At 69.5% G+C, this 6793-nt stretch carries 4 protein-coding genes; all 4 read left to right on the top strand.

Features of this window, described 5'->3' with window-relative positions; all coding sequences use genetic code 11:
* Positions 1-1796 (top strand): ABC transporter ATP-binding protein (locus CVO76_RS08430; protein ID WP_208738959.1); only part of this gene is annotated, 1796 nt, incomplete at its 5' end.
* Positions 1797-1957: 161 nt separating this feature from the next.
* On the top strand, positions 1958-3367 hold the full coding sequence (locus CVO76_RS08425; RefSeq protein WP_208738958.1) for a LamG domain-containing protein: 1410 nt from the start codon (positions 1958-1960) through the stop codon (positions 3365-3367).
* Positions 3368-3810: 443 nt separating this feature from the next.
* Positions 3811-4605: a hypothetical protein gene (locus tag CVO76_RS08420; protein ID WP_208738957.1), complete on the top strand. Its 795-nt coding sequence runs from the start codon at positions 3811-3813 to the stop codon at positions 4603-4605.
* On the top strand, positions 4602-6793 hold a 2192-nt coding region (locus CVO76_RS08415; protein ID WP_208738956.1), incomplete at its 3' end, for a PKD domain-containing protein. The genes CVO76_RS08420 and CVO76_RS08415, both read left to right, overlap by 4 nt.

Genomic DNA, 6793 nt, shown 5'->3' with positions numbered 1-6793 from the left:
GCCGCAAGCTCCGGCTCGGGCCGTATGCCCGTGCCGTCGGGCAGGTCCTGGTGGTCAGCGCGAAGGCGTCACCGGGCGCCGTCGCGATGAAGGTCGCGGGCTCGCTCATCTCCGCGGTCCTGCCGCTGGTCACCACGTACTTCGCGGCCCTGACGACGACGGCGCTCGCCGCCGCCTACGCGGGCGACCCCGGCGCCGGGCGGTCCGCCGTCGTGTACGTGGTCGTGACGGCCGTCCTCGGGCTGCTCTGGGGAGCCTTCACGAGCATCGACCGCTACATCCAGCAGGTCCTGAGCTTCCGGGTCGGCGCGATCGTGGGCGACCGCATGTACGAGCGCTTCCTCGCGCTCGAATTCTGGCGGTACGACGACAAGGAGACGGTGGACCTCTACGACCGGGCGCGCCGCTTCTCCGACTCCTACGCGCGGGTGCTGGACCGCATCGCGGCGATCTTCACGCAACTGGTGTCCGTGGTCCTCGCGATCGGGGCGCTGCTGCTGGTCAGCTGGTGGATCGCCCTGATCGTGCTCATCGCGATCATCCCGAGCGTCTATCTCCAGTTCCGGCTCTCCCGGGAGCAGATGGCGCACTGGAACACCCAGGTGGACTCCCGGCGGCAGCGCCGCATGATCGAGACGAACCTGATGAAGCCGCAGCACATCGCCGAGATGCGGCTCTACGGCATCGTCCGGTATCTCATGGACCTGCGCTCGACGCTGCGCGACGCCGACGAGAAGCGGCGGCTGGACTTCCAGAAGCGGTACATCCCGAAGCAGCTGCTCGCGGACGCCCTCCAGTACGGGGCCGAACTGCTGGCCCTCGTCTGGATCGTGGGTCAGATCATCGCCCGCGCACAGCCCGTGGGGCAGTTCCTCTACGTCCAGCAGATCGTCAGCCGGGCGCTGAGCACGGCCAACAACCTCGTGTCCTCGCTCAGCTCCATCGACGAGGACCTCGCGAACCTCAAGGACTACGAGCAGTTCATGGACTTCCCGCTGTCCACCGGGGCTCCCGGCCGGCTGGAGGGTGCGCCGTCCGCCGTCGAACTCCGCGACATCCACTTCACCTATGCGGGCGGTGAGGTGGAGGTGCTCAAGGGCATCTCCATGTCCTTCGACCGCGGCACCCACGTGGCCATCGTGGGGGAGAACGGTGCGGGGAAGTCCACGCTCATCCGGGTGCTCGCCGGGCTGTACCGGCCCAGCAGGGGAGAGGTGCTGCTCGACGGACGGGACCTGCGCGGGATCGGCATCGACGACTGGCACCAGCACCTGGCGGTCATGTCCCAGGACTTCCTGCGCTACGAGTTCGCCACGGCCGCCAACAACATCTACTTCGGCGACGTGCACCACCCCCGCGACGACGAGCGGGTACTCCGGGCGGCACGGGACGCGGAGGCCGCCGAGTTCATCGAGAAGATGCCGAGCGGCTTCGACAGCTACGTCAGCAACTGGATGGAGGACCCCCGCGGGCGGAAGGGCAGCGGGCTGTCGGGCGGGCAGTGGCAGCGCCTCGCCATGGCCCGCAACTTCTACCGGGACGCCCCGTTCATCGTGATGGACGAGCCGACCTCCGCCATCGACGCGCTCGCCGAGCACCGCATCTTCACGCGGCTCTTCGCCGATCGCTCGAGGACGATCATCGCGATCAGCCACCGGCTCGCCACCATCGAGAAGGCCGACGTCGTGTACATGCTCGAGGACGGCCGCGTGGTGGAGTCCGGCACGCATCGGGAGCTCGTCGCGCTGCGCGGACGGTACTACCGGATGTTCGAGAGCCAGCTGCCCGAGGACTGAGCCGCCGACCCTTTGTCCGCGACCACGCCGGGCGTATCCTCGAGGCCTGCAACCATCCACGGAGGATGGCGCAGGGATCGGTCTCCCATCAGCGCCCGACTCGTCGTGCGCGTCGACAACCGGCTTCTCCGGATCTCATGACAGCGGGACGAGGATCCATGGTGGGTACCAAACGAGCCACCGCCCTTCCGGGATCGCAGCCACCCCTGCGTCGCCGGACCCGCGTCGTCGCGGCCACGGTCGTCGTCGTTCTGTCGGGCGCAGTCGGCGCCTGCACCGCGCCCGAGGAGACCGGCGCGGAGAATGTCTGGCCGATGACGGGGCCGGACGCCTCGGTCGGTGGTGTGGACGTGTCCGCCGAAGGCGGCGCCCGATGGACCGACGCCGGATTGCAGCTGAGCGGGGACGTCTACGCCAGCACCTGGACGGTCAGCCCGATCGTCACCGACGCGAGCTTCTCGGTGAGTGCCTGGGCCCGTCCGACGGGGCGGCCCGGGGAGTACGCCGCCGTCCTCAGCGAAGCAGGAGACGTCGCCGGATCATTCTTCCTGGGCATCGCCGAGGGGTTCTGGTCCTTCTCCGTCAAGCCCGAGGACGGCAACGGGAGTGGTTTCGTGACCAATCGCGACCGGGCAACACGGGTGGACGTCGAACCGGACGTGTGGGTGCATCTGGCGGGAGTCTACGATTCCGATGCCGGGCGCGCCCGGTTCTTCCTCAACGGATACCCCGTGAGCGAGCAGGGGATCGCCACGGACGCGGTCTATGCAGCGGAAGGCCCGCTCCTGTTCGGTCGCGCCCAGGCCGATCGCCGGGCGTCCGACTTCTTCACGGGCACCGTGGCCGACGTGCGGACCTGGCCGCGGGCACTCAGCCCCGGCGAGGTCGCCGCCGCCGCCCGTGCCGATACACCGGCAGGCGCCACCCTCCACCCACCGGAGGAGTCGGCAGCCTTCGTCTGCCCGGACCCGCACGGCGGGGTCTGCCTGGGCACCCTCATGGCAGGGACCTACTCGACGACGTCCTTCGAGCCGGCACTCTCGTACACGGTCCCCGCGGGGTGGACCAACGGTCAGGATCTGCCGGGCAATCTGCTGCTGAGCAGGAGCGTGGATCCAGCGGGAGGCATCTGGGGCGGGAGCTACATCGGCGTCTACCAGGACATCCGCGCTCCAGCGCTCTGCGGGGAGGAGGTGCAGCCCGGCATCGGTACGAGCGCCGCCGAGCTCGCAGCGTGGTATCGCAGCGTTCCGGGGCTGCAGATCACGCGCGACGTGCCCGTGACGGTCGGCGGGCTGTCCGGTGTGGCGCTCGATCTCAGGGTGGGCGCCGACTGGAGGAGCCCGTGCCCCCTCATGCGCGTCGCCCACGTGATCCCCGTGCTCATCGGCGGCGGGGTCTCCACCCTGCACCACGTCATCGGCGCCCCGGTGGAGATGCGTCTGTACCTCCTCGATCAGGGTGGAGGGAATGTCGCGATCGAGGTCACGGCAGTGCTCGAGCAGCACAGCCTGACGGACTACCTCCGCGAGGCGGACGTGGTCGTCGGCTCGTTCGAGTTCGAGTCCTAGCGGTCGCGCGCACTCCCGGGCGAACGGGCATCGCCGCCCGGCCGATGCCCGTTCCTCGATGCCCCCGCTCCACGCATCGATGCCGTACCAGTACCCGGGCGCCGACCTAGGTAGCGGAGCCAGTATTTGATCGGGGCGACCCGGTGGCCCTGCGTACTCCGGACGGTGAAGACGCGTAAGCCCTACTCGTGTAGGACGGGCCGGCGGTTCGTAAGGTCGATGTCAGTACAGGTTGGGACCCTCGCGCTGCGTTTCCTGAACCTGCCTGAGGAGGAAGCGATGGATGCTCTGCCGTTCCGGGGCCGGTCACTGCGGATCGCCCCCGTCGGAACACGCAGCAGGCCGGCGCGCCACCGTGGGCCCGTCACCCGTGCAGGGAAGGCCGGGCGGCAGCCCTCGGCCACCGGCTCCTGTAGCGCCTCCTCCGCGAAAGGGCCGACGCCGTGACCTCCCAGCCCGGGAAGCCGGGGAGGATGTCCAGGGGACAACGGGCCGCAGGTGCTGCGGCCCTGATCACTGTGCTCGGTCTGACCGGGTGGGGCGTCGCCGCTGGTTCGCTGGCTCCCGAGCCGACGACCCGGTCGGCGCAGATCGAAGGCCCCTCCAGCGCCCCGTCCGGCGCTTCCGGATCCGCTCCCGCCGAACCAGGATCCGAAGCGGACCCACCCGCACCGAACGGACCCGCATCCACGCCGACGTCCTCCGGCCCGACGTCCTCCGACCCGGAGGTTCCCGCCACCGAGGTGCCGGCTGCTCCCGACCCGGGATCGGACGCCTTCGCCCCGCCCACCGCCACCGGGAAGATCATCGACGAGCCGCCGCCCGTCGCCACCCCGCAGACCTTCGATGAACCAGCCGATGTCGCCGAGGGCGTTGCTGCCAGGGTGGCAGCGATGAAGGCCGTCGACGGCGAGGCCCGGGGCATCGGCGAGGTGGACGGTCCCGCGGTGCAGTTCACCCTCGAGATCACCAACAGCACCACGGAGTCCGTCTCCCTGGCGGAAGCAGTCGTGAATGTCGAGGCAGGGACCGACCGATCCCCGGCCGGTCAGCTGAGCGGCCCTGGAGCCACTGCCTTCCCTGCCGATGTCGCCCCCGGACAGACCGTCTCGGGGGTCTTCGTCTTCCAGATCCCACCGGAACAGCGCACAGCCGTCCGCGTCCTGTTCCACTACCAGGCAGTTTCACCCGTCGCGGCCTTCGAAGGCCCCGTGCCACTGCAAGGAGAGGCACCATGATGAATCACAGCATCCCGCCGGTGGCATCGCAGGACGAAGCCACCGGGCGCCAGGGGTACCGCGGCGTACTCCGGAAGACCCTTGCGATGGCAGCCGCCTGTGCCCTCGCCGTCGTGGCGACCGTCGCCGCCGGCCCGATGGCCGCTGCGGACACGGCACCCGATCCGATCACTGCCGCGAACCCGCCCACGGTGTCGGCCGATCCGCTGCCCACCGTGCAGGTCAACGGCGTCGTCTGGCAGCAGGTGATCATCGGCAACACCGTCTATGCGGCCGGCAACTTCACCACGGCCCGGCCGGCCGGGGCCGCAGCCGGAACGAACACCGTGTCGCGCAACCACATCCTCGCCTACGACATCAGGACGGGGGCGCTCATCCAGTCCTTCGCCCCGAGCCTCAACGCGCAGGCCCGTTCCATCGCGGCGTCACCGGACGGTTCACGGATCTACGTCGGAGGCGCCTTCACGGCAGTGAACGGAGCACCTGCCTCCCGGATCGCCGCACTCGATCCGACCACCGGTGCGGTGATCAACTCCTTCAAGCCGGCGCCCAACTCGCGCGTCGATGCGATCGTGGCGACGGCGGACGCCGTCTACCTGGGCGGCTGGTTCTCCGCTGTGGGGTCCACCTCGCGGCCGAGGCTCGCTGCCGTCGATGCCGGCACCGGGGCGCTGCGCAGCTGGAATCCGCAGGCCGCAGGAGGGGACGTCTGGGCGATGGTCCTGTCCCCTGACCGCCAGAAACTCGTCGTGGGCGGCAGCTTCACGACCCTCAATGGGTCCGCGAACCCCGGGTACGGACTCGCCGCCATCGATGCGACGTCGGGCGCGCTGAGGCCCTGGGCGGTGAACGATCTGGTCCGTAATGGGGGAGCGGATGCCGCCATCACCTCGCTGTCCACCGACGGCACGAATGTCTACGGGACCGGCTACGTCTTCGGTGCAGGTGGCAACCTCGAGGGGACGTTCTCCGCGAACTGGTCGGACGGGTCCGTGAAGTGGGTCGAGGACTGCCACGGCGACTCCTACGGCGTCTCTCCCATCGGTGAAACCATCTACACCGTGGGGCATGCCCACTACTGCGGGAACATCGGCGGGTTCCCGGAGTCCAACCCCCGGGACTGGCAACGCGCCATCGCGTTCAGCAGGAGCACGACCGGAACCGTCAAGCGGAACAGCGTCGGGAGATACTTCAACTTCGAAGGCAATCCCGCCCCGTCGCTCCTCACCTGGTTCCCGCGGCTGACCGCCGGCACGTTCACGGGTCAGGGCCAGGCGGCCTGGACGGTCACGGGCACCTCCGACTACGTGGTGCTGGGCGGGGAGTTCCCCCGGGTGAACGGCGTGGGGCAGCAGGGCCTTGTGCGCTTCGCGGTCCGCAACATCGCGCCGAACAAGGTGGGACCCACCGTCACCGGTGCCGGGACCAACCCCACGCTCACCTCCACGGCAGCCGGCAAGGTCACCGTGCAGTGGACCTCCAACTGGGACTTCGACAACGAGAAGCTCACCTATCGGGTGATCCGCGACGGCCAGATTGCCACCCCGGTGCACACGGTCTCGCAGCTGTCGAAATTCTGGCAGCGGCCCGTGCTGACGTTCGAGGACTCGGGTCTCGCCCCGTCCTCGACGCACACCTATCGGATCTTCGCCACCGACCCCTTCGGCAACGAGGTCCGCTCGGAGAGCGTGAGCGTCACCGTCATGGCGGGCACGGCGGAGAACACCCCTCCCACGGCACGGTTCACGGAGACGGTCAGCGGCCTGGCGGCGTCCTTCGACGGTTCGACCTCGACCGACGCCGACGGCACCATCGCCTCCTACGCCTGGGACTTCGGTGACGGGACCACGGGTGCAGGGGCGAAGGCTTCGAAGACCTACGCCGCGGCGGGAACGTACACGGTGAGGCTGACGGTGACCGACAACTCAGGTGCCGTCCACACGGCGTCCAGGGCCGTCACGGTCACGGCGGCTCCGCCCGCGAACACCCCGCCCACGGCAGCGTTCACGCAGACCGCGACCGGCCTGGCAGCGTCCTTCGACGGTTCGACCTCGACCGACGCCGACGGCACCATCGCCTCTTACGCCTGGGACTTCGGTGACGGGACGACGGGAGCGGGGGTGAAGGCTTCGAAGACCTACGCCGCGGCGGGAACGTACACGGTGAGGCTGACGGTGACCGACAACGC

The sequence above is a fragment of the Arthrobacter agilis genome, from assembly GCF_002953615.1.
GTDB lineage: Bacteria > Actinomycetota > Actinomycetes > Actinomycetales > Micrococcaceae > Arthrobacter_D > Arthrobacter_D agilis_B.
Note: the sequence above shows the minus strand (reverse complement) of the source record. Positions and strands in the feature narration are given on the sequence as shown.